21 protein-coding genes are annotated in these 24,595 nt (G+C 64.5%); 15 read left to right on the top strand and 6 right to left on the bottom strand.

Translation table 11 applies throughout. The features are described from left to right. Positions 1-71 precede the first annotated feature (71 nt). Entirely contained in the window at positions 72-995 is a 924-nt protein-coding gene (locus V5738_RS17815) for a haloalkane dehalogenase (RefSeq protein ID WP_423822169.1), read from the top strand. Between the two features lie 8 nt (positions 996-1,003). On the opposite strand, the gene V5738_RS17810 is transcribed toward V5738_RS17815, so the two are convergent. Continuing rightward, a complete protein-coding gene (locus tag V5738_RS17810) occupies positions 1,004-1,735 on the bottom strand; it encodes a ParA family protein (protein WP_423822168.1) in 732 nt (243 codons plus the stop codon). Between the two features lie 63 nt (positions 1,736-1,798). Between V5738_RS17810 and V5738_RS17805 the strand changes: the two genes are divergently transcribed. From V5738_RS17805 to upp, 4 genes are all read left to right on the top strand, one after another. After that, positions 1,799-2,281 (top strand): metallophosphoesterase family protein, encoded by a 483-nt coding sequence (locus V5738_RS17805; protein ID WP_423822167.1) that lies wholly within the window; start codon positions 1,799-1,801, stop codon positions 2,279-2,281. Between the two features lie 803 nt (positions 2,282-3,084). Further along, a complete protein-coding gene (locus V5738_RS17800; RefSeq protein ID WP_423822166.1) occupies positions 3,085-4,338 on the top strand; it encodes a GTP cyclohydrolase II in 1,254 nt (417 codons plus the stop codon). Further along, entirely contained in the window at positions 4,325-5,590 is a 1,266-nt protein-coding gene (locus tag V5738_RS17795; protein ID WP_423822165.1) for a DUF1688 family protein, read from the top strand. The genes V5738_RS17800 and V5738_RS17795 overlap by 14 nt, the downstream gene beginning before the upstream one ends. Positions 5,591-5,602: 12 nt before the next feature. After that, complete coding sequence (gene upp / locus V5738_RS17790) at positions 5,603-6,235, top strand: uracil phosphoribosyltransferase (RefSeq protein ID WP_423822164.1); 633 nt, start codon at positions 5,603-5,605, stop codon at positions 6,233-6,235. A 16-nt stretch (positions 6,236-6,251) separates the two neighbouring features. Here upp and V5738_RS17785 read toward each other — a convergent pair whose 3' ends face one another. Next, a complete protein-coding gene (locus V5738_RS17785; RefSeq protein WP_423822163.1) occupies positions 6,252-6,860 on the bottom strand; it encodes a pseudouridine synthase in 609 nt (202 codons plus the stop codon). 437 nt (positions 6,861-7,297) lie between these two features. Between V5738_RS17785 and V5738_RS17780 the strand changes: the two genes are divergently transcribed. Together V5738_RS17780 and V5738_RS17775 are read left to right on the top strand one after the other, a co-directional pair. Then, positions 7,298-8,038 carry a Mut7-C RNAse domain-containing protein gene (locus tag V5738_RS17780; protein WP_423822162.1) on the top strand — a complete coding sequence of 247 codons (741 nt, stop codon included), beginning with the start codon at positions 7,298-7,300 and terminating at the stop codon, positions 8,036-8,038. A gap of 130 nt (positions 8,039-8,168) precedes the next feature. After that, entirely contained in the window at positions 8,169-8,660 is a 492-nt protein-coding gene (locus V5738_RS17775; RefSeq protein WP_423822161.1) for a universal stress protein, read from the top strand. A gap of 56 nt (positions 8,661-8,716) precedes the next feature. Here V5738_RS17775 and V5738_RS17770 read toward each other — a convergent pair whose 3' ends face one another. Continuing rightward, positions 8,717-9,313, bottom strand: a complete 597-nt coding sequence (locus V5738_RS17770; protein WP_423822160.1) for a pyridoxine/pyridoxamine 5'-phosphate oxidase — start codon at positions 9,311-9,313, stop codon at positions 8,717-8,719. Between the two features lie 190 nt (positions 9,314-9,503). On the opposite strand from V5738_RS17770, the gene V5738_RS17765 reads away from it, so the two are divergent. Both V5738_RS17765 and V5738_RS17760 read left to right on the top strand, forming a co-directional pair. Beyond that, positions 9,504-9,989, top strand: a complete 486-nt coding sequence (locus V5738_RS17765; RefSeq protein WP_423822159.1) for a universal stress protein — start codon at positions 9,504-9,506, stop codon at positions 9,987-9,989. 287 nt (positions 9,990-10,276) lie between these two features. After that, entirely contained in the window at positions 10,277-11,620 is a 1,344-nt protein-coding gene (locus tag V5738_RS17760; protein WP_423822158.1) for an APC family permease, read from the top strand. Here the strand turns inward: V5738_RS17760 and V5738_RS17755 are convergent. The 3 genes from V5738_RS17755 to V5738_RS17745 form a co-directional block, all read right to left on the bottom strand. Next, a complete protein-coding gene (locus V5738_RS17755; RefSeq protein WP_423822157.1) occupies positions 11,591-12,583 on the bottom strand; it encodes a hypothetical protein in 993 nt (330 codons plus the stop codon). The genes V5738_RS17760 and V5738_RS17755 overlap by 30 nt on opposite strands. 179 nt (positions 12,584-12,762) lie before the next feature. Beyond that, the gene (locus V5738_RS17750; RefSeq protein ID WP_423822156.1) at positions 12,763-13,746 is read right to left on the bottom strand and encodes a diguanylate cyclase domain-containing protein; all 984 of its coding nucleotides are present in this window, start codon (positions 13,744-13,746) and stop codon (positions 12,763-12,765) included. Between the two features lie 154 nt (positions 13,747-13,900). Further along, positions 13,901-15,505 carry an MBL fold metallo-hydrolase gene (locus V5738_RS17745; RefSeq protein WP_423822155.1) on the bottom strand — a complete coding sequence of 535 codons (1,605 nt, stop codon included), beginning with the start codon at positions 15,503-15,505 and terminating at the stop codon, positions 13,901-13,903. A 545-nt stretch (positions 15,506-16,050) separates the two neighbouring features. Here V5738_RS17745 and V5738_RS17740 point away from each other — a divergent pair. The 6 genes from V5738_RS17740 (at position 16,051) to V5738_RS17715 (ending at position 24,556) form a co-directional block, all read left to right on the top strand. Next, positions 16,051-17,097 (top strand): right-handed parallel beta-helix repeat-containing protein, encoded by a 1,047-nt coding sequence (locus V5738_RS17740; protein ID WP_423822154.1) that lies wholly within the window; start codon positions 16,051-16,053, stop codon positions 17,095-17,097. 831 nt (positions 17,098-17,928) lie between these two features. Then, entirely contained in the window at positions 17,929-19,164 is a 1,236-nt protein-coding gene (locus V5738_RS17735; protein ID WP_423822153.1) for an amidase, read from the top strand. 140 nt (positions 19,165-19,304) lie between these two features. Then, positions 19,305-19,808: a MarR family winged helix-turn-helix transcriptional regulator gene (locus V5738_RS17730; RefSeq protein WP_423822152.1), complete on the top strand. Its 504-nt coding sequence runs from the start codon at positions 19,305-19,307 to the stop codon at positions 19,806-19,808. A gap of 311 nt (positions 19,809-20,119) precedes the next feature. Next, the gene (locus V5738_RS17725; protein ID WP_423822151.1) at positions 20,120-21,400 is read left to right on the top strand and encodes an amidohydrolase/deacetylase family metallohydrolase; all 1,281 of its coding nucleotides are present in this window, start codon (positions 20,120-20,122) and stop codon (positions 21,398-21,400) included. Beyond that, positions 21,397-23,757 carry a xanthine dehydrogenase family protein molybdopterin-binding subunit gene (locus V5738_RS17720; RefSeq protein WP_423822150.1) on the top strand — a complete coding sequence of 787 codons (2,361 nt, stop codon included), beginning with the start codon at positions 21,397-21,399 and terminating at the stop codon, positions 23,755-23,757. Before V5738_RS17725 ends, V5738_RS17720 begins: the two co-directional genes overlap by 4 nt. Continuing rightward, the gene (locus V5738_RS17715; protein WP_423822149.1) at positions 23,744-24,556 is read left to right on the top strand and encodes an FAD binding domain-containing protein; all 813 of its coding nucleotides are present in this window, start codon (positions 23,744-23,746) and stop codon (positions 24,554-24,556) included. Before V5738_RS17720 ends, V5738_RS17715 begins: the two co-directional genes overlap by 14 nt. Positions 24,557-24,595: the final 39 nt, after the last annotated feature.

Here is a 24,595-nt window from a genome sequence, read left to right as displayed (position 1 = left end):
TGGACGGACAGCTAGCCGGACAACGGCGCTATCCTCGGGCTGATATTGATCCAGGCGATCGGGGCCGAGATATGCAACCGGACGAGCAGCAGTCGGCGGACGGCCTGGTCTTTCGACGACCATCGCAGACGCGTTTCGAAGCGCTCAGCGGTTTCGATTATCCGCCGAACTATGCCGATGTCGGTGGTCTGCGTATGCACTATGTCGATGCAGGCCCACGCTCGGCGGCGCCGATAGTGTTGCTGCACGGCGAGCCGACCTGGGGTTATCTGTATCGGCATATGATCGCGCGTCTGACGGCCGCAGGACATCGCGTGCTCGTGCCCGATCTGATCGGTTTTGGCCGCTCGGATAAGCCAATCCACGGGGCCGATTACAGCTATCAGGCGCATGTGGACTGGGCCCGGGCCTGGCTGCGTCAGCTCGATCTGACCGACATCACGCTGTTCGGCCAGGACTGGGGCAGTTTGATCGGCCTGCGGCTGGTGGCCGAGCATGACTCCCGATTCGCGCGGGTGTTCATCGGTAACGGCTTTTTGCCTACCGGCGACGAGCCCATGTCTTGGCTGATCCATGCCTGGCGGGCCTTTGCGCGTATCTCGCCGGTGTTTCCGGTTGGTGCCATCCTGCAGGCCGGTAGCCGGCGCTGGCTATCGGCCGCCGAGCGCGCTGCCTATCGAGCGCCATTTGCTGATCGCCGCGACCTGGCCGGAGCGCGAGCCTTGCCGCGCCTGATCCCGATGCAGCCCAACGATCCGGCCAGCGCCGCCAATCGGGCAGCCTGGGCAAAGCTCGAAGCGTTTTCCAAGCCATTCCATACTTGTTTCGCCGCTGGTGATCCGGTCACCCGCGGCATGGATCGCCCTTTTCGCCGCCGGGTGCCGGGCGCAGCTGGCGTGGCCCACACCACGATTCGTGGCGCCCGGCATTTTCTGCAGGAAGACCAGGGGCCGGCGATCGCGGATTTCATGCTCGCGCAGATCGGCCGGGGCTGAGCGAACGACTAGGCGAGTTCTTCGTAGAGGCTGCGGAATTGGCCGGCAGCCCGGCTGCGTGGGGCAAACGTCGCGATCGGCGCGCGATGGGCGCCCATTTGTTCGACCTGACTGCTGTAGTCGATAAACGTGGCCATGGCCTGCTGCATCGATTCGGGCGGCTCGGCCAGCAGGTCGCGATGCATGCGCCGGCGTCGGTCGGCCATCGAAAAAAACGGCCGCACCCGGGTCTTGCCGACCTTTTTGTCAGCGATGTGATCGAGCACTTCGTCGAAAGCACGCAGTGACAGCGGGGTCGGCACCACCGGCACCAGCACCTGGTCGGCGGCGCGAAGAATCGCCGTAGCAAGCGCGCCAATGCCCGGCGGGCAGTCCAGAATCAGCAGCGAATAGCTTTCCGAGAACGGCTCCACCAGCCGCTCGATGACTTTGCGCGGGCTTTGAGCGGCATGGATTTCGGCATCCCACTGGCGATAGCCGCGCCCGCCCGGTAATACCGCCAGACGTTCGTGTGCGGTGGCCTGGACATAGCGGCCCAGCGGCACCTTGCCGTCTACGATCTTCTTGGCCGATAGATCCGGCGGCTGGTCGATGCCGAGATACCAGCTCGCGGCCCCCTGCGGGTCGAGATCCCACAGCAGCACATGCTTGCCGGTCGCTGCGGCCTCGTAGGCCAAGTTAACCGCGGCCGCGGTTTTGCCGACGCCACCCTTCAGACTATAAAGCGCCCAGGTTTTCATCCGGTCCATCCTCCCCCTGTGACATGACACTACGATGGCAGCACTGGCTGCTACATTGGCGCCATGCGAATCATCATACTGGCCGATACCCACGGTTTTCTCGATCCCCGGGTGGCCGAAGCCGCCGCAGGGGCCGAACTGCTGGTCCATGCTGGCGACGTCGGCGCATCGATCGCCGACCAGCTGGCTGCCCTCGGCGACGAGCTGATCATCGTCGCCGGCAATAACGATCCCGAGGAGGCGCCCTGGCCGAATGCGGCCATCCGCGAACTGCCTGGCGGCCAGCTGGCCGTCATGCACGGCCATCAATGGCCAGCCAAGACTCGACACCGTAAGCTACGCGAGCGCTTTGCCGAAGCCCAAGCCGTAGTCTGCGGGCATAGCCATCGCCGGGTGGTCGAGTCCGAAACCGTGCCCTGGTTGCTCAATCCTGGTGCGGCCGGTCGTTCGCGGGCCTACGGCGGGCCGGGCTATATCGAGCTGATCGCGACGCCAACCGACTGGCAGGTCGAGGCGGTCGCTTTCGAGCCGCGCCGGCGACGCTAGGACGCGTCGAGGTCTGTTGGGCTGCAATCCGAGGCGCCGCGAGTGCGGCAACGTTGGATTGCGGCCCAACAGCCATTGTTCCAAAGGTTGTGCTCCAAATCGCGTTGGGCCGCGGGACGAGCCTTGACCATGGCACGGCCCAGAACCGGCGGCTCGCGCCTCGCCCGCCACGATTTGGGGCGCAACGCGGTACTCGGACGACACCTCAACACGGCCTAGCGTCTGATGTTGTGCCATACGAGTGAGCGCCGAGCGCGGCAAAACACGGCGTCGCGATCTTAGCCTCGTGCGCTATGCAGGGGCGCGACAACGCTGGATTGCCGCACCACAGCGTTTGTCCCTCCAGGTTGAGGCGTCTTGGAAAGCGAGTACGGGCACTCGGCGTTGCGAGTCGCACGCTTATGGCGCGCCCGAGGTCCGGCAAACCGCACCGGGCCGGACCCAATAAACGGGCTCTTGCGCGGTGCCCGGGACAACATGTCAACAGGCCCTCGGCCCGCGCGCGAACAAAGCGGTCTGCCGACAGCCTCGCCAGCCCGGCTCGGTCGCCCTGCCTGTGCGGCGAGCAGCTTATTGATCGTACATATCTTTTTCAGCTGCCCCTGCGGCTGGCGGCGGGCGATTCCGGCCGGTCATCCGGCCGCGCAGCCGTTCATGGCCACCAGGAAAGACCCGAGAGCCGCCGGCCAAGGCCGTCCGGCACAGTTAGTAACCCGGTTTGTACACCGTAAACGCTGCTTTTGGATACAAAGCGGCACGTAGTTTGCTTCATACACAGCCTGCGTCCTCTCGGAGTGCAACAGATGAGCGACAGCGCCCAAGCCGACAAACATATCGTTTTAACTTCCCATCCCAGTGGCGGGCACAAGCCGGCGCCGCTGGCCTGGGGCGCCTCGACCGCGGCCGAACGTGGCCCGGTGATTGGTACCTTCTGTGCCCATCGCAATGTGATCGGTGCCCATTCCGGCTCGTACTCGGTTTATCGGGCTTTGGCGATTGCTTCCGGCGCTCTGCATTCCGAGCATCGCCCGGACCTCACCGATACGGATCCGGTGGCCGCTATCGGCCCGCATCCACAGTGGGGCAATCCCGAGCGGATCGTGTCGCTGGACCCTTGGGGCCACAAGGTGGGCGAGGTGTTCGGCGAGGCGCTGGCCTCTGGTGAGGATATCCGGCCGTCGATCGCGGTGACCCGGGCGCGGTTGACAATTCCCGAACTCGGCGAAGCGATCGCGGCCGGACGGTTGGCGCCCGATAACCGCATTCTGTTCGAAACCGGCGAAGTCAGCGTGACCAAGATCGCGATCGAGCCGGTCTGGTATCTGCCCGGTATCGCGGCGCGCTGTGGCGTGGCCGAATCGGAACTGCGGCGCAATCTCTACGAGCAGACCGGCGGCATGTATTCGGAGCTGGTCACTCGCCCCGATCTGAAAGTGTTCTTGCCGCCGATCGGCGGGGTGACGCTGTATGTGTTCGGCGACCTGGAAGCGATCACCGATCCGGAGCGGCCGGTGGCCTGCCGGGTGCACGACGAATGCAACGGCTCGGATGTGTTCGGCTCGGATATCTGTACTTGCCGGCCCTATCTTACCCACGGCATCGAAGTCTGTGTCGCGACCGCCCAAGATGGTGGCGCCGGCATCATCCAGTACAACCGCAAGGAAGGCCGGGCCCTGGGCGAAGTCACCAAGTTCTTGGTCTACAACGCCCGTAAGCGCCAGGCCGGTGGCGATAGTGCCGCCAACTACTTCCGCCGCACCGAGTGTGTGGCCGGTGTGCAGGATGTGCGTTTTCAGGAATTGATGCCCGATCCGCTGAATTGGCTGGGGGTGAGCCGTATCGATCGGTTCGTTTCCATGAGCGACATGAAATACGACGCCTTGGTTCGCCAGGGCATTGAGATTGGTCAACGGATCGCCATTCCCGACGAGCTGGTGCCCGACGACAGCCGGGTCGAGATCGAGGCCAAAAAGGCGGCCGGTTATTTCACCGAGGATCCGGCGCTGGATCTGGATCAGCTCTCGCAGGTCAAGGGGCGCGGCTTTGGCGAGTTCTGATCAAGGACCGGCTGCGGCCGACCACTCGGCCCAGGCCGCGGCCCACTGGCTGCGCAGCGCGGCCGCCGTGCGCCAACGCGCGGCGGCGATGCTGGCTTTGGCCGAAGCCGATGGGCTGGCTCATTTCGTGGTGCGTACTGAGGCCCTGGATCGCTGTGCCGACTATGTCATCGACACCATCCGCGAGCGCTATCCGGATCTGGCGGTGCCGTTTCATAGCCGCTGGCGCCATTTCACGGCCGGCGGGGTCGATCGTTGGGCGGTACTGACTGCCGGGCTGGCCGAAGCGCCACTCGAACGTGCCCGCATCGGCGTTGATCTGGTCGTGACCAGCGTGCTGCTCGACGCCGGGGCCGGGCCCGACTGGCGTTATCGCGAGCCGGCCACGGGCGCGTGTTATACGCGTTCGGAAGGGCTGGCGGTGGCCAGCGTGCAAATGTTTCGCGACGGCCTGTTCTCGGCCGACCCGGGCGTCCCCCTGCGGGCCGATGCCGCGGCCCTGGAATGGCTGACTGCTGAGGATCTCGGCCGGGCCATGCAGGTCGGGCCCGACAATCCGCTGGCGGGTTTGACTGGCCGGGCCGAATTGCTGGCGCGGCTGGCCGCGGCGATGCGCGCCGATTCGCAGCGTTTTGGACAGGCGCCACGGATCGGCCATCTGGTGGATCATGTGCTGGCGTTGGCGGATACGAACGGTGCACTGCCGGCCGCCGAGCTGCTGGGCGTACTGCTGGACGCGCTGGGCGGGATCTGGCCCGAGCGGCCGCGGCTGGCCGGCGTCGAACTCGGCGATGTATGGCAGCACTCAGCACTGGTCGCCGACGATGCGACCAGCGGCTGGGTGCCGTTCCACAAGCTGTCGCAGTGGCTGGCCTATTCGCTGGTCGAGCCACTGGCCGATGCCGGGGTGACGATCACCGAACTGGATGGTCTGACCGGGCTGCCGGAATATCGCAACGGCGGCCTGTTCATCGATCTCGGCGTGCTGGCGGTTCGCGATCCGGCGCGATTGCTCGAACCGCAGCCGGTCGACGATGAATTCGTGGTCGAGTGGCGGGCTTTGACTGTGGCGCTGCTCGACCGTCTGGCCGAGCGCATTCGCGAGCGGCTGGGCGCCGACGCTGCCGACTGGCCATTGATCCGGGTGCTAGAAGGCGGCAGCTGGCATGCCGGGCGACGGATCGCCCGCGAGCGGCGCGGCCCGACTGGGCCGCCGCCGGTCACGATCGTCAGCGACGGCACGGTTTTCTAAAAGGGGAGTGTCATGGACAACGATGTGACTGTAATCCGCCATCCGCTGGTACAGCACAAGCTTACGCTGATGCGGCGCAAACAAGCCTCGACCCAGGATTTTCGCAGCCTGATGCGCGAAATCGCTCATCTGCTGGCCTATGAGGTCACCCACGATCTCGAACTGGAGGCCGCGACCATCGATACCCCGCTGGCGACCACTGAGGCGCCGCTATTGGCGGGCAAGAAGCTGTGTTTCGTGTCGATCTTGCGGGCCGGCAACGGCCTGCTCGAAGGCATGATTCAATTGCTGCCTTCAGCCCGGGTCGGGCATATCGGTATCTACCGCGATCCCGAGAGCCTGGTCGCGGTCGAGTACTACTACAAAATGCCCGACGATATCGGCGAGCGACAGGTGATTGTGGTCGACCCAATGCTGGCGACCGGCAATTCCGCTGCCGCTGCGATCCGACGTATCAAGGAAGGTGGCGCCGTCCATATCAAGTTCGTCTGTTTGCTGGCTTCGCCAGAGGGGGTGCGGACGCTGCGCGAAGCCCATCCCGATGTGCCGCTGTGGACTGCAGCGATCGATGACAAGCTCGACGATCATGGCTATATCCTGCCGGGGTTGGGGGACGCCGGAGACCGGCTCTACGGCACCCGCTGAGCCGCGCTGCGGACGGTCATAGATCGCGCCAGGCGCCGGGCGCCAGATCGCCCAGCCGCCAACGGCCGATCGCGATCCGGACCAGCCGCAGCGTCGGCAGATCGACTGCCGCGGTCATACGTCGCACCTGACGGTTGCGGCCTTCGGTGATGGTGATCGCCAGCCACCGGGTAGGGACGGTCTTGCGATGACGTACCGGGGGGTGGCGCGGCCAGAGCTGCGGTTCTTCGATCAGCTCGACCTCGGCCGGGCGGGTCGGGCCGCCCCGAATCGTCGGCCCGGCGCGTAGCGCAGCGAGCTGATGGGCATCGGGCGTGCCTTCGACCTGTACCCAATAGGTCTTGGGCAGCGCCTGTTTCGGCTGGGTGATCTTGGCGTTCAGGCGCCCGTTGTTGGTCAACAGCAACAGGCCTTCGCTGTCGCGATCCAGCCGTCCGGCTGGATACACGCCCGGCACATCTACATAGTCGGCCAGCGTCGTCCGGCTGTGTTGCGCATCGGTGAACTGGGACAATACGTCGAACGGTTTGTTGAGACCGATCAGCCGTGTGGGGGCAGAGGACGTTTGTGGCGCCTGCGGAGCCTGCGGCGGCTGGCGGCGTGGATTGCGGCGTGAACGAGGCATGACAATCGTCACCCAGAGCCGAAAGGGCTCGAAACTAAACCAGATCGCGACGCCCCAGTATAGCGCGGCCTGGGCCCGCGGCCGGCCGCAGCGTGGCGGTGCGCTCTGTCGACGACGGCGAGGCGTGTCAGCGATCGGGCCAAGCCATACACCAGGTCATGGCTTGGCCCGCAGCGGCGCGACCGTGGCTCTGGCCCGATTCCGAAAAGACAGCGGTTCGGCGCCGGTGTGGTGCTGGGGCGCGACCCGGTCGCTGGGGCCTGCGGCTGCGACGATCGAGATGGCACGGTTTCGGCCGTGCTACGGCCCGATCGTTTGGCATCGGGTATCGCAGGCTGGGCCTGGCACCGGCAGCGGCGTTGCCGAGATGCGTTCGTACGTCATCGCAATAGCCCCTAGGCTGGTTCATATGGTGGCGAATACATTGACGATCTGCGATGCGTATCCGGCTGCTCGGTGAGCTGCGCGATTTTCTAACGGCGGCGCAGCGCGGCTATACACTGCACTACGCGCTGACCCGCCGCGCGGCGATCAAGGATATCGTCGAAGCCTGTGGCGTGCCGCATACCGAAATCGGCGGGATTCGTATCGACGGTCGCCCGGCGACCGCGGCGGCGGTGCTCGATGCCGGCAGTCGCGCGCGGGTACTCGTGGCGCCGAATCCAGCCGGGCGGGCCGCGCCGAGCCTGCGCCCGGCGCTGCCTGCCCCGCCGAGTTTCCTGCTCGATACCCATCTCGGGCGGCTCGCGCGTTATCTACGCCTACTCGGTTTCGATGCCCGTTATAGCAACGACTGCGATGACGCCCGGCTGGCCGAGATTGCCGAGGTCGATGATCGGGTCTTGCTCACCCGCGACCGGGGCCTGCTCAAACGCGCCCGCGTCGTCCATGGCCGCTTCGTTCGCGACGACGATCCACAGGCCCAGCTCGACGACGTGGTCGCCCATTTCGCGTTGGCCGCCCACATCGCACCGTTTGCCCGCTGCAGCCACTGCAATACCCGGCTGGCCGCGGTCGCCAAGGCCGATATCGTCCATCGACTGGCGCCGTTGACGAAACGCCATTACCACCGTTTTGGCTACTGTCCAAACTGCGACAAGCTGTTCTGGGCCGGTGGCCATGTCCAGCGTCTGCGCCAGCGCCTGGCACGTTTTACGCACACGCAGCCCGAGCGCTGAGACGACACCGGCCACTCGGCCGCGGACCGGACTCCGGCGACCACGACGGCCGGGGCTTGATTTCGGTCAATCACAGCCGGGCGGCGGTCGGCGAGATTGGTAGTTACATTCTCTCCAGTCAGAGTTGGTCATGTCGCAAACGATTCTCGTGCCGATCGATCTGAACCAGCCGGCCGTGCTTGAAAGCGTTTTTCAGGCGGTACGGCGCCAAGCCGAGATCGAACCGACCCAGGTAGTGCTGCTGCATGTGGTGATCGAAAGCTATGCCGGCGAGCTGCCGTATCTCGACGTCAACGCTATGGAGCGGTTCGCTGTCCAGGCCCGGGTTCGGCTCGAGCAGATCGCGACCGAGCAGCTGGGCGAGGAGGGTAACTGGCAGGTGAACGTGGAACTCGGCCCTGTGGCTCGTACTATCGTACGGCACGCCGATCTGGTGGATGCCGATCTGATCGTGATGGCATCGCATAATCCGGTGATCTGGGACGTGTTTCTGGGCAGTACGGCGGCACAGGTAGTCAAGCACGCCCGGCATTCGGTGCTGGTGATTCGCCAGGCGACTTCGAAAATTGAGCCGGTCGAGGACCTGGCTGAGACTTCGGAACCCACGTCCATGGATTCATAACCACCGCCAGTGGTGCCGGCAGACTGGGGGCGAGTGTGTTTGGCCTGCGGGCAGGTTTAGGGGGGCTGACGCGAAATCACCCAGCCGGTATCGCTGTGGCGTTCGTAGACGTGTCGGTCGCGGGCGCGATCCCAACCGGTGGTCCAGAATTCGAAGCGGTCGGGCCGTAGCCGATAGCCTTTCCAGTGCTCGGGCCGGGGCGGGTGTTCGAAACCGTGTTCATGGCGGGCCGAGGCGACCCGCTCGGTCAGGCCGGCCGTCGAATGCGGGTCAGCGGTGTTGGGGCTTGTGGCATGGGCGATCAGGCTGCTTTCGCGCGAGCGTTTCTGCCAGAGCTGATCGGCCGTTTCGGAGTTGAGCAATTCCGTCGAGCCCTCGACCACGATCTGTTCTTCCAGCCGGCGCCAGAAAAAACATAGCGCAGCATGGGGGTTCCAGAGCAGCTGCCGCCCCTTGCCACTATAGGTGTTGACGAAAAATCCAATGCCATCGGGCAGGACGTGGGTATATACCGTGCGGGCCGAGGGCCGGTGCAAGGCCGAGTCGACGGTGGCTAAGGTAGCAGCATTGGGCTCGCGCTCGCCCAGTTGGCGCGCTCTTTCGATATAGCGGGCGATGCTTTCCAGAGGATCGTCTGCAGTCTCGATGGCCATCCGAACATTCCTCGCAGTATAGCGACTGGCTCAGTTTGGCTGGAATAGCCCAAGGCCGGTGTGACCTTGATCAATACGCCAAGCAACAGGACACGGCATCATCGGCGCGGGCGCCGGTTTGATCCAGATCATGCCGCGGCGGTGGGCAGCGAGGCATGCTCGAACCGAAACGCCTACCGGTGACGCGGTCATGAGCCACAAGATTCTGCTGCCGATCGACCTGGACCAGGAGGCGTTGCTCGACAGCGTGTTCGCCGTGGCCACCGAGCACGCGCGTACCCACGACAGTCTTTTTATTCTTTTGAGCGTGGTGCCCCAGGTGTCGCTGGGCTATTTCCCATCGATCGAGGCCCGCTATATGCGCAAGGTCGTGGCCGAGGCCAAGCGCCGCCTGGGCCGGATCGGCGATCAGCGGCTCGGCACCGAGTTCGGCTGGAGTGCGCACGTGCTGGTGGGCCGGCCGGGGCGAGCCATCGTCGAAGTCGCCGACGAGCACGCCGTGGACCTGATCGTCATGGCCTCCCACTCGCCGCGGCGGCTGGATGTACTGCTCGGCAGCGTGGCCGACTGGGTGGTACGGCATGCGCATCATTCGGTGCTGATCGTACGCCAGCCGAGCCTGCCGGCCCTCGCGTCGGTCGGCCCGGGCGACGCCGACCACTCCGCGGCTGGCTGAAGTCGGGGCCGTAGACATAGGGCGGGTGATCGAGTGCATCGCCCCGGGCTGTTATGGCCGCTCGTGTGCTGGGCCGGGCGCATAGGGTATCGAGCCTCGGCGCCGGGCGGGGTTGCGACAACCGCGCCAGCATCGGCCCCGAGGATGGACCGGACTGCCGGCGGCTGGTTTCGAAGCCGCTGTCGCAAACGCCGCTGATAGGCCTTCTGGGCCGGCGGCGCTGTGCTGGGCATCGATCGACCCAGGCACAGGCTGAACCACTGGCACATGCCGGAATCGAGGATGGGATGGACACAGATAGACAACGCACGATCGGGCTGTTGGGCGCGATTTCGATGGGCATCGGCGGTATGGTCGGCGGCGGAATCTTTGCCGTGCTCGGCGAAGCGGTGGCCTTATCGCATGGGGCGACGCCCGTGGCCTTTTTGGTGGGTGGGACGCTTGCGTTGCTGACCGGCCTGGCCTATGCCCGCCTGACCGTAGCCTATCCCAGCCGCGGCGGGACCGTGGCCTTTATCGATGCGGCTTTTGGCAGCAATCTGCTCTCCGGCAGCCTCAACTTGATGCTGTGGTTGAGCTACCTGGTGACCATCGCCCTGTATGCCACGGCGTTTGCGGCCTATGCCCAGACTTTTTTCGGATCTTTTTCCGGTACGTTGCTGACCCATGCCTTGATTACGCTGGCGATCGCTTTACCGACGCTGGCCAACCTGATCAGTGCGGCCGCCGTCAGTCGGGCCGAAACGGTCGTAGTGGTCATCAAGATCGCATTGCTGGTCGGGGTGATTGCCGCCTGTGCACCCTATGTTGCAGTGGAACCTTTAGCGCCGCAGCACTGGGGGTCGACGCTATCCATCGTAACGGCCGGCATGATTATTTTCGTTGCCTATGAGGGGTTCGAGCTGATCGCCAATTCGGCCGAGGACATCCAACGCCCGAGCCGTAACCTGCCGATCGCGTTTATCGCCGCAGTCACGGTCGTCGTTGCCTTATACGTACTGATCGCGGTGATCACCGTGGGCACCGTGCCCGATAGCCAGGTGTTGGCGGTCAAAGACTATGTGCTGGCCGTGGCTGCCGAACCGGCCCTGGGCCACGCAGGGTTCGTCGTGGTGGCCTGGGCGGCGGTGCTGGCGACCCTGTCGGCGATCAACGCCACGATCTATGGCAATGCACGGCTGGGCTATGTGCTCGCCAAGGACGGGGTGTTGCCGGCGCGTTTCGACGCCCAGCGGCACGATCTGCCACTGACCGGAGTGCTGGTGACCGCGGCGTTGTCCATGCTGCTGGCCAATAGCATCGATCTGACCGATATCGCGATCATCGGCAGTGCCAGCTTCCTGCTGGTCTTTGCGCTGGTGAATGCCGCGGCCTTTCGGCTCGCGGACCAGATACGCGGTAGCCGCCTGTTGCACGGCGCTGGGCTAGTGTTCTGTGCCGTTGCGCTGCTGATTTTGTTGGCCCATACCTATCGCAGCAACCCGACCGCGGTGGCTGTATTCTTCGGTTTCTTGCTGCTGTCCGTATTGTTCGAACTGGTCTACGGTATTCGAACGCGGGGCCATTTCCTGTTGCGCCGCTATGGTCGCGCAGCGCGCGGGTCAGCGCATGAGCCGGTCCATCGTGCCTAGTATCTCTGCCTGCAACCCTTCGGCCGACGCGGCTTCGATCGCGCTCCCGATCGACAGCCGGGGGCGAACGAGGTCCGGCCGGGCCGCCAGCATCTGCAGGGCAGCGGCGACGGCATCGCGGCCCTGCGCATCGATGCTTCGGCGGGCCAGAATATGGTTGCGGTAGCGCGTGGCCAGCACGTCGCGGACCAGAGCAGGCTGTACTGCCAGTTTCGGCACCAGCCGGGCCAAGCCTGCTGCGCTGGGCGACCAGTGCCCAAGCGAGACGCGGGCGTCGGCGGGTCGGCTGGCGGGATCGGGCTCGATCCGCCCGGCCGGGAAGGTCACGACGGTGCCGCCGCGCCGTAAATGCCGAGCGGCGTCTCGCAAGGCCATGGTGCGCGAATCTTGGGTAGGGGCGATTCGAATCAGGTGCGGGGCGAGCCCGGGCAACACTTCGAATAGCGCGCGATCGGCCACCAGCAGGCGTACGTCGTGGCCGCCGAGCTGGGCCAGCAGGGTTGTGGCGTCGACCAGGCCGGGATGATTGGACACGAGCAACAACGCCTGGCCGGGGCAACGAAAATCGCCGGTCCGGCTGAGCGAACCGGCCCACTGTTGGAGTCCCCAGGCGCTGGCCGCAGCCAGCCCGAAGCGTGTGATTCGGGCATCGAATTCGGCCAGGGTCGCAGCGAAATTCCGAACGCGCCCGCGTACGAGACGCCGCAGCAGCCCATGCGGCAGATGCGCCAACCCGCGGGCCTGGGCGAGTGCTTCGACGGTCTCATGGGTACAGAGTTCGGTGATACGGGCCCATGGTGTGGCCCGGGCCGGGCGAGTCAGGCGATAGTGATCGTGTCCGCTGATGTGGGTCGGTGCGATCGCGGCGCCAGGCCACGACGTCGAGGCGCGCCCTCGGGGCGGACGAAGGCGGGGCAGCCCCTGTGTCCGACGAGGCGGCCACGAATGAGAGTTATCGACCATCGCCATACCCTGTGCCGGTCCGGATTAGAATTCGCGAGCCTGGCCCGCTGGATTCAGGGTAGAGCAGATCGGATGGCCATGGGTTGAGCGCGGCCAACCATAGGGCCGGGGCGCCGGCCGGAGCTGATTGCGCTGCTCTTGGGCAGTGTAGGCAGCAGCCTAGTGGGCTGTGCCCGCTATCAGGCCGATTCGCGAATGACTGTGTCGCTTCGCTCCGGCGCCGGTGGCGCGGTATACACGCGCGCCTGGGCATCGCCGATCCGGCGGTGGGCGCTGCGATTGCGGCCATCGGCCTTGCAGTCGTATAGACACTCATCGGCACAGGCGAGCAGCGTGTCCGGGCCGACCGAGGTGCCAGCAGCCGCGGTCGCGACCCCAATACTGACGGTGACGGTCGCCGCGGTGGGCGACTTGTCATGCGGAATACCGACCAGCTGCAGCATTGAGCGCATGGCCTCGGCCAATCTGATCGCGTCCCGATCGGCGACATCGGTGATCACGACCAAAAATTCCTCGCCGCCGAGCCGGATGATGACATCGGTTTCGCGGCGGAATGTCGCCCGCAGTACATTGGCGATCTCGATCAGACACGTGTCGCCGGCCGGGTGGCCGTAGTAGTCGTTGTAGGCCTTGAAATGATCGACATCGATCATGAGCAACGACAGCGAGGTATTCAGACGTCGAGTCAAGGGCAGCAGCGTCGCCAGGCGCTGTTCGAGCAGCCGTCGATTGCCGAGTCCGGTCAATGGGTCGTTGAGGGTTTGCTTGAGCAATTCTGCGTGCTGGCTTTCGAGGGTGGCGATCAATCGATCGATGCTGGCCCGGATGTTGTCGATGTCACTGGCGCGCGCAGGGAGCGTAGCTGGCGTCTCCGGCGCGATGCGCTGGCTTTGCTCGCCGACATAGGTAGCCAGTTCGTGCAGCGGTCGGCCGATGTGGCGTCGTAGCCAGGCCAGGGTGGCAACGAAGCCGCACGCCAGCAGCATCAGAGCGATCAACATGCGCAGCTGCGGGTCGATCCCGGTGAGTAGCGCGAACGGCCAGGCCGGGAATGGGGACAGCAATTGCCAAATCGCCAGTTCGGCCAGGCCGAAGCCAAGCGTCAGGCGCACCCCGAGCCGTGGCGCGGGTGGTTTCGGGCCAGGGGAGCGATGCTGAGCCATAAACGATCGTATGCCACGGCTGGCCATGGTGCTCATCGCCGGGCCGAACTGAACAGTCGAACGATCATATCGGCCGATCTCGGCCGATCTTGAGCGGCCGCGGCCCCGACAATCAGCACCCTGACGCGCGACCAGGCATGCCTATGGGGCGCTCTTAGGTATCGTGTTGCGATAGATCGCGCCGCAGGCGCGGCATGCGTCGCTCCCGCCGGGCGGCGTCGGCGCCGTCCAGATTGATGATCTGCCCGCCATGCGGCAGCTCAATGCCGGCCACAGCCCGGTCGTCCGGCTGTGCGGCTGCGGCTCGGGCACGCAGCCGGGCGGCCAGCTCGGTCCGCATCTCGGGATCGCCGTGGTTGAGAAACACCGTGGCCGGGCGATACTCCGGGGCGGCGGGGTCGCGGTCGAAGACGAAGCGGCTTAGCGCCGCCACGTCGCCGTGGCCCGAATAATAATCGCCAAAATCCACGATCCGGGCGCGGACCCGGGCCGGGTCGATACGCGCCCGGCCGAGCGGCAGCGGCTGATCCGGCCATTCGCCGGCGGCCAGTTGCCGGAGCCGGCCGGCCCCGGTATCCGGCGGGGCATAGCCGCATAGCACCAAGGTAGCGGCCGGGTTGTGGATCTGGTCGATGATGAAGTCGACGATCCGGCCGCCTTCGCACATGCCGCTGCCGGCCAACGCGATCATACGGTTGAGCGTGTCGTCGCGCATCGCCCGCAAGGTGCCGCCCGGGGCACGGTTCTGTCGCACGCGATCCCATAGCGTCGCCAGGTGGCGATCGACCTCGGCCTCGTCGTTGAGGCCGAGACGCGGGGCCAACAACGGGTTGCGATACACAGGCAGCCTTTCACCGGCGTTCCCACGGCTCAGGTGCTCGGCGAAGACGTCGGTCATCTTCACGGCCAACGGCGCATCCAGCGACAGCCAGCGGGGTCGGCCCTGGGCATCGGGGCGTCCAGCTGTGGTGCTGCGCAGTACGTGATCCAGATCGAACAGCAGTTCCTGGGCACGATGGATCGCGAAACAGGGCGCAATCACCGGCCCACCCCCGCGGGCGTCGCTATCGGCGAACAAGGCCGCCCAGGCTGCGATTCGGTCCTCGAACGATTTGTAGGCGGCGTCCCGCGCGGGTTCACCGCCGCGGGTGGATTCCACCACCATGTAATCGGCCACGCCCGGCAGCGTCTGACCGGCCAGCAGCGACTGGTAGGGATTGTCCGGCGTGTTGCCGCCGATGTCTCCGCTGAACACGATCGAGCGGGTCATGCCGGCCCGGCTGCGCCAGCCTACGGTTACAGCTGCTGCGCCGAGGATATGCGCGCTGCGATGCAAGGTCAGCCATATTCCGTGCAGGCGCAGCGGCCGGTCGAAGGCGAAATCGGCCCGCCGATCCAGCGGTTGGAAGTCGATCAGTTCGACGTCGTCGGCGTCATATTCGCGCGAGAATTTGGCGGCATCGAGTAGCGCCAGTTCGGCCATGCCGGCCGTGGCCTCGGTGCAATAAACCGGCCCGCGGAATCCCGCTCGATGCAGCTGGGGCAGGCGGCCGCAGTGATCGCGGTGCGCATGGGTCAGCACCACGAAGTCCAGCTCGCGTGGCGCGAACGGCAGCCGCGGTGCACCGTCGGCAAACCCCGGGCCGCGTTCGGCATAAGCGCCACAGTCGACGAGGCAGCGTAAATCCAGGCGTTCGTCGACCAGCAGATTGCAGGCGCCGGTCACGCTATCGGCGCCGCCGATGAAGGTCAGTTGCATAGCGGATGGTCACAGCCGGCCTCGCCACGAGGCCACGACAAAAAGTTGATACCTGCATCCTACCGGGAATAGCCCAGGCTGGATGCACGCGTCATGTGGCCCGAGCGGGCGCTGCGAAACATGAGATGCGCTGTGCTCGCCGCAGCAACCCGGGCGATATTCGACCCCCGGTGGGCCGTAATCACAGCCACCGGGTAGCCGGATGAAAGCTGTATATAGAATAGAATATGTTTTAATCCTGTAGATTCCGGCGAAAAGCCTTCATTTGGTCCGGTCTGGGAAGAAAAGCATGCCTATTTCGGCTGGGTTCAAGCCGGGTTGTTGCGGTCTGGCTAACCGGGGGTTGGCGCCAAAGGCGGATTGCCGAGAAACACAAAATGTTTGTAACCCAATATGTCTTAAATTACAGATAATTGATTTCAAATATATTTTGATTTTTGATAGATGGGCTGATTAGATAGCCCCGCTGACAGGGGGCGATACAACTCGCGAAAGGGGACTGGGCATCTTCTTGTTACAGTTTTTGAACCAAGGCAGTTGCCCTTATGACGCGTTATCTCAAATATGGTCTGGCTGGTACGTCGCTGGCAGTGATACTGGTCAGCCCGGCTGCGTTCAGCCAGGATGCGATCACCGTATCCTCGCTGGCCGGGCTGCAAACGGCGATTAACAATGCGCCGGCGAGCGGCCGTACCATCACTTTGGCCCAGGGGGTCTATCAGGAAAGTTCGCCGATCCGGATTCATGGCAAAACCAACCTGACCATCCAAGGGGCGACCTCGAACTACGACGACACGGTCATTCAAGGTCCGGGAATCAACGATTCCAGTCTTTATGTGAACTTCAAGGTCAACAACTCGGACCAGCTCACGATCCGTAATCTGACCGTTCGCAACAGCTACTACCACGGCATCCAGCTCAACAACGACTCGGACGGTTTTACCGCCGATCACGTCAAGGCGATCGACAACGGCGCATCCGGCTTCAAGGTGTCGAGTCCGACGAATGCCAGCGGCCCGGCTGCCTATTCCGATAACGGTTTGATCCAAAATTCCTATATCGGCTTCAGCGGTACCGGGCAGCGCGGCGTGGTCGAAGGCGTGGACCTGGTCGGGGTTAACGGCTGGACGCTACGCGGCAATACCTTTAATAACATCCGCAAGCCTAATGGCAGCCCCGCCTATGCCGCCTTTGCCAAAGGCAATTCGAGCAACGTGACGTTCGAAAACAATACCGTGCAGAACAGCTTCATCGGTCTGTCCTTCGGCGGCGGTGGTACTGGCAGCCAGTATTTCCGTAACGGCGATACCAGTGTCGAAACCCGCGGTGGGGTGATTCGGAATAACCGAATTTCCGATACCACCGATGTCGGCATCTACATGAACCGGGCCAGCGGTTTCGAGATCGTCAACAACACGGTAACCAACAACGGCGAAAACACTGGCTCGATCGCGATCCGCTTTTCAGCCAGCAATGGCGAGGTGCACGACAATGTCACCAGCGGCAAGATCCGGCTGCGTAACGGGGCAAGCGCCAACGTCTATGCCAACGAGCGGATTGGGGCGGACAACTCGGCCGCGAGCCAGCCCTAGGTTGTCTTGCCGGCAGTAATCGAGGGGCATCGCTGCTTCAAGCAGGACAGCGATGCTCGTTGTACTCGAGGGCTGTAAATACTTTGATCGGATAAACGGCTGATCGGCGCCGTTGGTTTGGCTTTTGGGGGCAGGCCGTACTGATGATAGGGCCCGATAAGAGTTCGGGAAAACGGTCGTTCTTAGAGCGTGTCGTCATAATAGACACCCCCGCATGACGCCCGCCCATTGGGTCAGGCAAGGCGCAGGCGACTGAGCGTGGCAGGCTCCACGGTCAACGCATACAACGCCGCCTGGGACGATGGGCGGGCATCACCCGCAGGGCCGGCCCCTGAGGCAGCCATCCGACGTTATCGTTCGCTCCCGTAGCCACGCCCCGCTCACGATGTCTTGGTTTGCCACTTCAGCGGCGCGGCTGTGGCGGCGTAGCTTATGACGACACCCCTAAGGTGATCGGGCGGATCGACAGGCGCGCGTAAAACGGCCATGGGCTTCGAGAGCGCATGACAAGATATCCTCAAGAGTGTTTTAACCATCTGTGATCGGCCGAAGAGGTCTTGGGCGAGCTCTGCGTAGTTCGGTCGAAACGACTCTTGTGTCGATGGCGGGCCCGGCCTGCCGGGTTAGTGTCGCCCCGTACGGCGCGACAGCGCGCTGTCGCGGTGCGAAGGGTTGAACCGTGTCAAATGCTTGTGGCCAATAATCCCATGGCACACTCCTTGCCTCTGGTGACCTTCTTGACCTGATCGAGACAGGCCGGGACGGGGCGATGCTGCGAAGCGTCAGGGCCGCTGTCGTTCGGCCGTCGCGATCCTGCAGTACAGGTGAGGGATGTCGCAGTCGCCAGTCCAAGACCCAGTCAATGCCTTTTGTCGCGATAATCATGTGGCTCTTGCGCCGACCCGCGAGGGTCCGTTGTCAGGCCTGACTTTCGCGGCCAAGGATGTTTTCGATATCGCGGGCACGCCAACCGGCTTCGGACAACCGGAATGGCTGGCCAGCCATTCGGCGGCGAGTGCCACGGCCGAAGCCGTGACGCGATTGGTCGAAGGCGGCGCCGCCCTGGTTGGGCGAACGATCAGCGATGAGCTGTGTTACTCATTGACCGGTGCGAATGCGCACTACGGCGCACCGGTCAACGTTTGGAGCGGCGATCGATTATCCGGGGGATCCTCCAGTGGTTCGGCGGCAGCCACGGCAGCGGGATTGGTGGATTTTGCACTCGGCACCGACTGCGGTGGCTCGGTACGTGTGCCTGCCAGCTATTGCGGCCTGCTCGGGATCCGCACCACCCATGGCGATGTCTCGACGGCCGGCCTGTTGCCGTTCGCGCGCCAGTTCGACTGCGTGGGGTGGTTCGCTCGCCAGGCCGATGTCTTCACTGCGGTTGGCGATACTCTGCTGCCGGCGGAACAAGACACCGGTGCGTTCAAAAAATTGCTGGTCGCGGAGGATGCATTTTCTGCCGTGGATCACGAGATCGTGCAAGCACTCGAGCCCGGTATCGCCCGGGTGCGCGCTGAAATTGGCAGCAGTCAATCGACAAAGCTGTCCCAGGACGGGCTCGAGCGCTGGTTCGAGACTTTCCGTATTCTCCAGGCGGCTGATGTGTGGTCGTGTTTGGGGGGATGGATCGAGGCGACGCAGCCCAAGCTTGGCCCGGGCGTTCGGGAACGCATCGCCCAGGCTAGCCGAATCGGGGCCGACGAACGACGCGCGGCCCAGCGGCATCGTCAAAAGATCATGGCCCGCGTGGCCGAGGTGATCGGCCCGGACGATGTTCTGGTTCTGCCCAGCACGCCGCAGCCGGCGCCGCGGCGCGAAGGCGCCGGGCCCGATCTGGAAACCACCTACCGGTCGCAGGCTATGGCGTTGTTGTGTACGGCGGGCCTGGCAGGCCTGCCGCAGGTGAGTGTGCCGCTCGGGATGATCGACGGGCTGCCGGTCGGTCTGTCGCTGTTGGCTCGCCGTCATGCCGATAAGCGTCTGCTAAAGCTGGCGGCTGCGCTGTGCCCGCAAGTGCGAACGCCGGACACTATAGCGCCGGGATTCGGGCAGCCATCATGAGCGGCGCTGTCGCCGTCAAAGAACAAGCCGGGGGGTGGCCTGCGAGCCCGTGCACGCCGTTGTCTACGGCGTCGCTTGTGGCCGGCGCGCCATGTTTGATGAGATGCAGGCCGCTGCCCGATTTTTCACAAGGCTAAGCCATGGCGCTTTCAGCAAACGACGTCGACGAACAGCTTGCGCAAATCGGCGAGAAATCCCCGTTGCTGCTACGGCCCGGGTTCTTGATTCGCCGGCTGCATCAGATCCACTGCGCACTGTTTTTGAAGGAAACCGAGGGGTTCAACATCACGCCGGTTCAATACAGCGTGCTGACCGCTCTCGTGGATAAAGGGGAGCAGGATCAAATGACGCTGGCCGCTGAAATCGGGCTCGAGCGCACCAGCGTTGCGGATGTGCTGCGGCGGCTGGAAGAGCGGCAGCTCGTCGAACGCCGACGCAGCGAACAGGACCGCCGGATGCGTTTGGCCCGCGTAACCCCTAGGGGCCGCCAGCGGATTAAACGTATGGCACCGGCTGTCCAGCGCGCCCACGAGCGTACCATCGAGGCCCTGCCGGAGGCGGATCGGCAGATGTTCGTGTGGTATATGAGCCGTCTGGTCCAGACCAACAACGAGTTGGGCACCGTGCCTTTCAAGCTTGGCTGAGACGCGCGGCTGCTGTTCTGGTGCCGGCGGCACCAGTGCGGCCTTAGTTTAGTCCCGTCAGACCTCGCCACCGAGCGCCGGGATAATATGGGGTGCACCACATAATGCCCCTGTTTTAGTGCGCATGGCTCGTGTTGAAGCATTGCATCGGGGGCTGGCATCTCGCTAGTTAAGGGGTATGCCACATATATTTATGTATTGATTTTACAAATAAAATTAGAGGTTTGCGTTCGTGTGGCGCGCCCAGTCTTATGCTGTGGCATAGGGCTTGCTCTGCTTCGTCAGTCAGTTGATTTTCGACAGGAGCAGAGATGGCAACGACGGTGTTGCAGGGGGGGCGCGTCATCGATCCGGCGACGGGGACCGACGAGGTCGCCGATTTGGTCGTTCAAAACGGCATCGTCACCGGGCTCAATGCGCCCTATGCCTCGGACGCTGAGGTCATCGACTGTTCGGGCTGTCTGGTGCTGCCGGGGATGATCGATACCCATGCCCATGTGTATCGCTATGTGACCGGACGTTTTGGCTTGCAGGCCGATATGTGCGGCGTGCGTTCGGGCGTGACCACACTGGTCGATCAGGGCGGGCCGAGTTGCATGACGCTGCCCGGTTTTCGGCATTTCGTGGCTGAGCCGGCTGCGACCCGGGTGCTGGCTTTCATCTCGGCCTACCTGGTCGGTGGCCTCGAAGGCCACTACTATCCGCAACTCTATCGTCCGGAATGTCTAGATGTGGATGCCACCGCCAAGGCGGTCGATGCCAATCCGGATCTGGTCAAGGGCATCAAGGCCCATGCCGAACTCGGCGGCTTCCAGCGCTGGGGCATGGACGTGATCGAGCTGGCCGCCCAGATCGGTCGCCAGTCGCGGATGCCGGTCTATCTGCACTTCGGCCAGCTCTGGCCGTCGCCGGAAGACCCGATGGATATCGACCCGGATACGATCTTTCCCAGTGTCCTAGAGCTGGTCAAACCAGGCGACGTACTGGCCCATCCGTTCACCCGTCACCCCGGTGGCTTCGTCGACAAAAATGGCCGGGTCCATGGGCTGATTCGGGAGACCCTGGACCGCGGCGTGAAAGTCGACGTCGGCCACGGCTCGCACTTCAGCTTCGACGTGGCCCGCAAGGTGCTCGATGCCGGCATCGTACCCAATACGCTCGGCGCCGACATGCATGGCTACAACACCCGAATCGCGCCGCCGCCGGGCACGCCCGACGTCCACTCCGACCCTGAGGAAGGCGATCATATGTTTGCCGGCGCGGTGCGTTTCTCGCTGACCTCGGCGATGACCAGCATGCTCGCGCTCGGGCTGTCGCTCGATCAGGTAGTGCCGATGGTCACCACCAATGCCGCAAACATGCTGGGCATGGCCGACGAGATCGGTCATCTGCGACCGGGCGCGGTCGGTGATGTATCGGTACTCAACGACGAGCGCGGCAAATGGAGCCTGCGCGACAACGAAGGCCATCGCGTGAGCGCCGAGCGCATGCTCACGCCGCGTTTCTGTCTGCGCCAGGGCGTGTATTACGAGGCCGATGCCCCGACCCTGCCGAGTTTCCGGCCGGGTACGGCGGATCCGGTTTCGGCATGACCGGCCCGCATCCGGATGTAACGGCCAAGGGCATCGGTGCGCGTCTGGCCCGCAAGGAGGATGCGCGTTTTCTGAGCGGCCGTGGCCAGTTCGTCGCCGATATTCGCCTGCCCGACATGCTGGATGTGGCCTTCGTGCGCTCGCCGATGGCGCATGCCCGGATCACCGGCATCGAAAAGCCGGAAGGCTGCGAGTCGCTGGTCTACAGCATGGCGGATATGGTCGGGGTCAAGCCGATCGTGGCGGCCTCCAAACTGCCGGGATTTCAGACCTCCGAGCAGTATCCGCTGGCTCGCGACAAGGTCCGCTTCGTGGGCGAGATGGTGGCCATGTGTGTGGCCCCGTCGCGGGCCCGGGCCGAGGATCTGGCCGAGTGTGTCTTTGTCGACTATGAAGAATTGCCGGTGGTCGCGGATATGCACGAGGCCGCCGACGGTCGGGCAGCGGCCAAACTGCACGACCACTGGGACTCGAACGTCTTTTTGGAAACCCAGGTCGACGCCGGCGAGTCACTTGCCGACGATGTGATCTCGGTGTCCCGAAAGCTATCGACCTCACGCCAGTGCCAAGTACCGCTGGAGGGCCGGGGCGTGGTCTGCCACTGGGATCATCGCCTGGACCGCCTAGAGATGACCAGCTCGGCGCAGATGCCGCATCTCAACCGCACCGGCCTGGCGGAATGCCTCGGCCTGGATGAAGGCCAGGTGCGGGTGGTCTCGCCGGACGTCGGGGGAGGCTTTGGCTATAAGGGCATCCTGTTGCCCGAGGAGATTTGCTGTGCCTGGCTGGCGATGAAACTCGACCGCCCGATCCGCTGGATCGAGGATCGCGGCGAGCATCTATCGGCCAATGCCAACTGCCGCGAGCATGCCTACGACATCACCGTGCATGTCGAACGCAGTGGCCGGCTGGCCGGCATCGAATGCGATGCGATCGTCGATTCCGGAGCCTATTCCTCGTATCCGTTCTCGGCCTGTCTGGAGGCCGCCCAGGTCGGCTCGATTCTGCCCGGGCCCTACAAGATGGATCGCTATAGTTGTCATACGCGCTCGGCAGCGACCAACAAGCCACCGATCCTGCCCTACCGCGGCGTAGCGCGTACCGGGGTCTGCTTTGCCTTAGAGGTCGCCCTCGATGCGGCGGCCCGGCAGCTGGGCATCGAGCCCTATGAGCTGCGCGAACGCAGCCTGGTCCGGGCCGAGGACATGCCCTATACCAATATCACCAACAAGCTTTTCGATTCGGGCGATTACCTCGAATCGATGCAGCGGGCCGTCGCCGCCCTGGATTGGCAGGGCTGGCGAGCCCGCCAGGCCGACGCCCAAGGCAGCAAGCGGATCGGCTTGGGGCTGGCCACTTTCTGCGAGCAGGGCGCCCACGGCACTTCGGTCTATCACGGCTGGGGCATCCCCATGGTGCCCGGCTACGAACAATGCAACCTGCGCATGACCCCGGACGGCATTCTAGAAATGCAGATCGGGGCGCACTCGCACGGCCAGAGCATGGAAACCACGCTCGCTCAGGTCGCGCATACGGTGCTCGGCATCGACCCGGCCCATGTTCGGCTGGTACACGGCGATACCGCGAGTTCGCCGTACTCCACCGGCACCTGGGGCTCGCGTTGTGCGGTCATGTCAGGCGGGGCGGTGGCCTCGGCCTGTGAAGCCATGGCCGAGCGGCTGCGCCGGCTGACCGCGCACCTACTAGAGGTGGACGCCGAACGACTGCATTTCGACGGTGGCCGGGTGGTCAGCGGCGACGGTGATCGGGCCATGAGTTTCGCCGAGCTGGCCTATACCTGGTACCGCGCTCCGCAGCTGCTGCCCGACGATGTCGACCCGGCCGGGCTTGGTCTCGTGGCCGGCTACAAAATGAAGCCGGATATGGGCACGTTCAGCTACGCCACGCATGCCTGTGTGGCCGAGGTGGATACCGCCACCGGAGCGGTCCGGCTGCTCGACTATGCGATCTGCGAAGACGGTGGCGTACTGCTCAATCCGATGGTGGTCGAAGGCCAGCTACTGGGCGGTCTGGCCCAGGGCATCGGCACCGCGTTGTACGAAGAGATGCCTTTCGACGGCGAAGGCCAGCCGCTGGCCTCGACCCTGGCCGACTACATGTTGCCGGGGGCTGGCGAAATCCCCGATCCGAAGATCGATCATATGGAAACGCCGAGCCCGTTCAGTCGTTTCGGCCAGAAAGGCATCGGCGAGGGCGGTGCGATCGCGCCGCCGGCCGCGATCGCCAACGCCGTCAACGATGCCCTGGCCGGTCTGGGAGCCGAGATTCATAGCGTGCCGATCAGCCCAGAACGGGTGATCGCAGCACTTCGGGAGGCCGGCCATGAAAGCCATTGATTATCGAATCGCGCCGGCGTCCGATGTCGCAGCCGCGGTGGCGATGCTGGCCGAAGACGACTTCGCCCAACCGATCGCCGGCGGGCAGTCGCTGGGCGCCATGCTCAATCTGCGGCTGGCCCAACCAGACTGTGTAGTGGATCTGGCACCGATCGCGAGCCTGTGCGATACCCGTATCGAAGGCGACCAGCTCGTGCTGGGTGCCATGGTCACCCATGCCGCGATCGAAGACGGGCGTTTTACCGACGTCTCCCACGGCATGCTGGCGCAGGTCGCCCGGGGTATCGCCTATCGCGCCGTACGCAACAGCGGCACTGTCGGCGGCAGCCTCTGCCACGCTGATCCGGCGGCCGACTGGATTGCGGCCATGGCCGCGCTCGGGGCCCGGCTCGATGTGAGCGGGCCGGAGGGCGAGCGCCAGCTCGCGGCGGCCGAATTCATGCGCTCGGCCTTCGAGACCCGGTTGGCCGAGGCCGAAGTCCTGACCGCGATCCGGGTCCCGGCCCTGTCGCCGGCTGCGCGCTGGGCTTATCGCAAATTCTGTCGCAAGACCGGCGAGTTCGCCCAGGCCATCGTGGCGGGCCTAGTGGATTCCGAACGCGGCATCGAACGACTGGTGCTGGCGGCCCTCGACGGGCCGCCGGTCGTCATCGAACGGCCCGGTCTGGTCGAGGCCCTGGCCACCCCGGCTACGCGCCAGGCCTTGCTCGACGAGCCGGCGCTGGCGCTGTCTGGCCATCGCCGTGTTCTGCATGCCGCGCTCATGGCCCAGGCCGCCCATGACCTGGGGGCGCTATGAGTCGCGCCGCAATCGCCAAGCCGCTGGGCCGGGACCGCG

Origin of the sequence: Salinisphaera sp. SPP-AMP-43 (assembly GCF_049568105.1) — a bacterium.
In the GTDB taxonomy this organism is placed as follows: Bacteria; Pseudomonadota; Gammaproteobacteria; order Nevskiales; family Salinisphaeraceae; genus Salinisphaera.
The sequence above is the reverse complement of the archived record's forward strand: the minus strand, read 5'-3'. Positions and strand labels throughout refer to the sequence as shown.

Bases quoted from the DNA above. Each gene is read 5' to 3' on its own strand.
- upp (WP_423822164.1), top strand. From the start codon at position 5,603: ATGGACAACGATGTGACTGTAATCCGCCATCCGCTGGTACAGCACAAG.
- V5738_RS17775 (WP_423822161.1), top strand. From the start codon at position 8,169: ATGTCGCAAACGATTCTCGTGCCGATCGATCTGAACCAGCCGGCCGTG.
- V5738_RS17755 (WP_423822157.1), bottom strand. From the start codon at position 12,583: ATGGTCGATAACTCTCATTCGTGGCCGCCTCGTCGGACACAGGGGCTG.
- V5738_RS17765 (WP_423822159.1), top strand. From the start codon at position 9,504: ATGAGCCACAAGATTCTGCTGCCGATCGACCTGGACCAGGAGGCGTTG.
- V5738_RS17745 (WP_423822155.1), bottom strand. From the start codon at position 15,505: ATGCAACTGACCTTCATCGGCGGCGCCGATAGCGTGACCGGCGCCTGC.
- V5738_RS17715 (WP_423822149.1), top strand. From the start codon at position 23,744: ATGAAAGCCATTGATTATCGAATCGCGCCGGCGTCCGATGTCGCAGCC.
- V5738_RS17810 (WP_423822168.1), bottom strand. From the start codon at position 1,735: ATGAAAACCTGGGCGCTTTATAGTCTGAAGGGTGGCGTCGGCAAAACC.
- V5738_RS17735 (WP_423822153.1), top strand. From the start codon at position 17,929: ATGTCGCAGTCGCCAGTCCAAGACCCAGTCAATGCCTTTTGTCGCGAT.
- V5738_RS17750 (WP_423822156.1), bottom strand. From the start codon at position 13,746: ATGGCTCAGCATCGCTCCCCTGGCCCGAAACCACCCGCGCCACGGCTC.
- V5738_RS17720 (WP_423822150.1), top strand. From the start codon at position 21,397: ATGACCGGCCCGCATCCGGATGTAACGGCCAAGGGCATCGGTGCGCGT.
- V5738_RS17760 (WP_423822158.1), top strand. From the start codon at position 10,277: ATGGACACAGATAGACAACGCACGATCGGGCTGTTGGGCGCGATTTCG.
- V5738_RS17815 (WP_423822169.1), top strand. From the start codon at position 72: ATGCAACCGGACGAGCAGCAGTCGGCGGACGGCCTGGTCTTTCGACGA.
- V5738_RS17740 (WP_423822154.1), top strand. From the start codon at position 16,051: ATGACGCGTTATCTCAAATATGGTCTGGCTGGTACGTCGCTGGCAGTG.
- V5738_RS17780 (WP_423822162.1), top strand. From the start codon at position 7,298: ATGCGTATCCGGCTGCTCGGTGAGCTGCGCGATTTTCTAACGGCGGCG.
- V5738_RS17800 (WP_423822166.1), top strand. From the start codon at position 3,085: ATGAGCGACAGCGCCCAAGCCGACAAACATATCGTTTTAACTTCCCAT.
- V5738_RS17785 (WP_423822163.1), bottom strand. From the start codon at position 6,860: ATGCCTCGTTCACGCCGCAATCCACGCCGCCAGCCGCCGCAGGCTCCG.
- V5738_RS17730 (WP_423822152.1), top strand. From the start codon at position 19,305: ATGGCGCTTTCAGCAAACGACGTCGACGAACAGCTTGCGCAAATCGGC.
- V5738_RS17805 (WP_423822167.1), top strand. From the start codon at position 1,799: ATGCGAATCATCATACTGGCCGATACCCACGGTTTTCTCGATCCCCGG.
- V5738_RS17770 (WP_423822160.1), bottom strand. From the start codon at position 9,313: ATGGCCATCGAGACTGCAGACGATCCTCTGGAAAGCATCGCCCGCTAT.
- V5738_RS17725 (WP_423822151.1), top strand. From the start codon at position 20,120: ATGGCAACGACGGTGTTGCAGGGGGGGCGCGTCATCGATCCGGCGACG.